Source organism: Anaerotignum sp. (genome assembly GCF_031981185.1).
Lineage (GTDB): Bacteria > Bacillota > Clostridia > Lachnospirales > Anaerotignaceae > Chakrabartyella.
This window is the reverse complement of record NZ_DALYUL010000008.1, coordinates 6,283-9,420: the sequence shown is the minus strand read 5'-3', so window position 1 is coordinate 9,420 and position 3,138 is coordinate 6,283. Positions and strand designations below refer to the sequence as shown.

Below are 3,138 nucleotides of genomic sequence, written 5' to 3'. Positions count from 1 at the left end.
GTTGGAATTGCAGTTTACTGTTATAGCCTCTACGGTTATTAATTCTGCAATTTCCTTACCCGCCTTACCTTGTGCTTTGATTTTATCAACAGAGACGGTTCCTAAATAGGTATCGTCATCCTCCACCACAATGAGGGAGGAAACATCTCTACGACTCATCAGCTCGATACATTCCAAGGTTTTCTTTGTTTTTGGTACGGTAAGAACCTTGGACCGCATAAAGTCAGAAGCCACCATATTGCTGGTGCTGTTTCCGTTATTCATATGCTTACCAAGGAAGCTTTTAATAATGGGGTCAGCAGGGTTTTGGAGCATTTCCTCGGGGGAAGCTACCTGTAAAACCTTACCCTCATTCATAAAAACAATGGTATCTGCAAGACGAATAGCCTCATCCATATCATGGGTGACAAAGACAATTGTTTTGCCTAATTTTTTCTGGATTTTTTTTACCTCTTCCTGTAAGGAATCCCTTGTTACGGGGTCCAGAGCGCCAAAGGGCTCATCCATCAGAACAATTGGCGGTGATGCTGCTAGGGCACGCAAAACACCAATACGCTGCTGCTGTCCGCCGGAAAGCTCCGAAGGATATTTTTTTGCATTTTCTTCATATGGCATATTTACCAAATCTAATAAACGATGTACGATTTCGTCGATTTCTTCTTTTTTATAGTTCAGAAGTTTTGGAACAATAGCAATATTTTGCTCCACAGTCATATTGGGGAAAAGCCCAATCTGCTGAATGACATAACCGATGGTACGGCGCAGCTGTACGGGGTCTACCTTGGTAATATCTTTACCATCAATAAAGATTTCACCGGAATCAGGTTCAATCAGACGATTGATTGTTTTTAGTGTAGTTGTTTTACCGCAACCACTGGGGCCAATGAGAATAACAAATTCACCAGCCTTTATATCTAGAGTAAGATTATCTAAAATAATTTTCTTACCATAGCGCTTACTTACGTTACGAAATTGAATCATAAAGTTTGAATCTCCTTTCTTTTATTGTCGAAAGTAACAACCTCTATTATACATGTTAAGTTGTCAGTTGTCAAGAAAACTGGATTTGCACAAAAAAATCCCTGTGTTTGGCGAAAAGACCAGGGCTATGAGTTAAGTTGAATAATTGCTTATTTAAGGCAATTTATATAATGTAGCGAGAGCGAATCAAATGAAACGTTGAGATATAAAAAAATGACTTCATTAGTTCCGTTTTAGTTTAATAAATTGGCCACAGAAGCAAAAGGCGGAGACCTACTTTTACTGAACCCTTTAGGACATAAAATAAGACCTCCGTCATTTTATAATGAACGGAGGTCAGGAAAGATTAATTTTATTCTGATATTTGCTGGGCTTTTGTAATATAGTTTCCTACAGATTCTATGGTAGAGATATCACCCACAAAGATAATAGTGTCTCCCTCCAACAAAACAGCATAAGGCCCAGGAGATAAGATTACTTTGTCTATACGGCGAATGGCAATAATGGTTGCACCTGTTTTATGCCAAAACATAAGCTCCATCAGACTTTTACCAATAAGAGGAGAATCACCGGGAACATCAATTTCATAATTCTGAAAGGGATTGCTCTTGGAAAATTTATCATTGGTGCGTACCAAATGAGAAACCATTTCCCGAATTTGATCGTTTAGATTCAATTGTTGATCTAATAGCCGTCTAAGATTACGTTCAATGAGGCGGGTATCGTTTTGTTCACTGAAGCGTTGTGCAAAATCCTTTGCCTTATCAACAGAAAGAATAACCACCCCGCTATTTTTTCGTACCTCAACAATACCCACATCTTCCAACAGCTTTAGTGCTCTGCGTATGGTTTCAGGGGATACGCCATATTCTGAGGACATAATGGAGCGACCGTATATTTTTGTGTTTTCCTTTAGTTCTTCTCTCGAAATACGCAAGGCGATATCAAGGGCGATTTGTGAGTAAACGGGCGGGTTAATTTTTTCTTTCATTTTATACACCACTTTATTTTAAATATTTTAACCGTGCAAATTGGAACAAATCTTCAACATGGACACTGAAACCGTGATCTTGTCAAGGATTTTTTTGTTTCCCAAATACTAAGATGCATTCTAACATATTTCATATGGAAAGTCCAGTTCCATAAAATCCCCGTAATAAAAGCCTTTTGCGCCAAATGGAGCGCTTAACATAAAATAAAAATAGGGGGAAAGATATTTTTTTAATTTGAAAGAAAAATGGGAACTAGGGGGAGGGGAAACCTTGATTTCCTAAGGATACGCCTTGACAATTTGGGGTACTTGTTATATACTTTTTCAGTATAAACGGCGATTTTCAGCGGAAGAGTTTTTCTCTTACAGGCAATCGAAAACGCATAGAATTTTCATAAATTAGAATGGAGATGAAACCGTGGAGAGAATTAAGACAATTAAAACTCGTGACCTGAAAAAGAGCGTAGCTTTTGGTGGTTGTGGCGAATGCCAGACATCCTGCCAGTCTGCTTGCAAAACCTCCTGTGGCGTAGCAAATCAGCCCTGCGAGAACAAACAGAAGTAAGCTCAAAAGGATTGACAACGAATCCGCCGCCTGCTTTCAGTAGGGCGGCATTTTTCGTATTGGGGCATTTCTGCAAGGGGCATTGCCCTTTGTTGTAGAAAGGATTGAATGGATTGGTACATCAATATAAATTAAACGAGTTTAACATTGTGCTGGACACCTGCAGCGGATCAGTTCATGCGGTGGATGAGGTGGCGTATGACATCATGCAAATGTTTGAAACCAATGGTAAGGATGAAATTGTTCAGACAATATTAAAAAAATATAAAGATAGACCTGATGTTACAGAGGAAGAAATTTTACTGTGCATTGAGGATATTCAAGCCTTAGTGGACGGTGACAGACTGTTCACCAAGGACGAATACGAAAGCCTTGCTTATGATTTTAAAAACAACAGCAAGGTAATTAAAGCACTTTGTCTTCATGTTGCCCATACTTGCAATTTAAATTGCAGTTATTGCTTTGCCAGACAGGGACAATATCAAGGAGAACGCGCCATAATGACCTTTGAAGTGGGTAAGCAAGCCCTGGATTTTCTCATCGCCAACTCGGGAAACAGAGTGAATTTGGAAGTGGATTTTTTCGGTGGCTAACCTTTGAT

Annotated in this window: 3 protein-coding genes and 1 pseudogene; 2 read left to right on the top strand and 2 right to left on the bottom strand. The window is 39.2% G+C overall.

Features of this window, described 5'->3' with window-relative positions; all coding sequences use genetic code 11:
• Both RTK36_RS05990 and RTK36_RS05985 read right to left on the bottom strand, forming a co-directional pair.
• The coding region (locus RTK36_RS05990; RefSeq protein WP_312045250.1) for an ABC transporter ATP-binding protein at positions 1 to 981 on the bottom strand (981 nt) is incomplete at its 3' end.
• 352 nt (positions 982 to 1,333) lie between these two features.
• Positions 1,334 to 1,972, bottom strand: a complete 639-nt coding sequence (locus tag RTK36_RS05985) for a TrkA C-terminal domain-containing protein (RefSeq protein WP_312045248.1) — start codon at positions 1,970 to 1,972, stop codon at positions 1,334 to 1,336.
• A gap of 418 nt (positions 1,973 to 2,390) precedes the next feature.
• Between RTK36_RS05985 and scfA the strand changes: the two genes are divergently transcribed.
• Positions 2,391 to 2,537, top strand: coding sequence for a six-cysteine ranthipeptide SCIFF (gene scfA, locus RTK36_RS05980; RefSeq protein ID WP_066053385.1), 147 nt, complete (start codon positions 2,391 to 2,393; stop codon positions 2,535 to 2,537).
• A gap of 113 nt (positions 2,538 to 2,650) precedes the next feature.
• A pseudogene (locus tag RTK36_RS05975) lies at positions 2,651 to 3,138 on the top strand (4Fe-4S cluster-binding domain-containing protein); the annotation flags it as partial.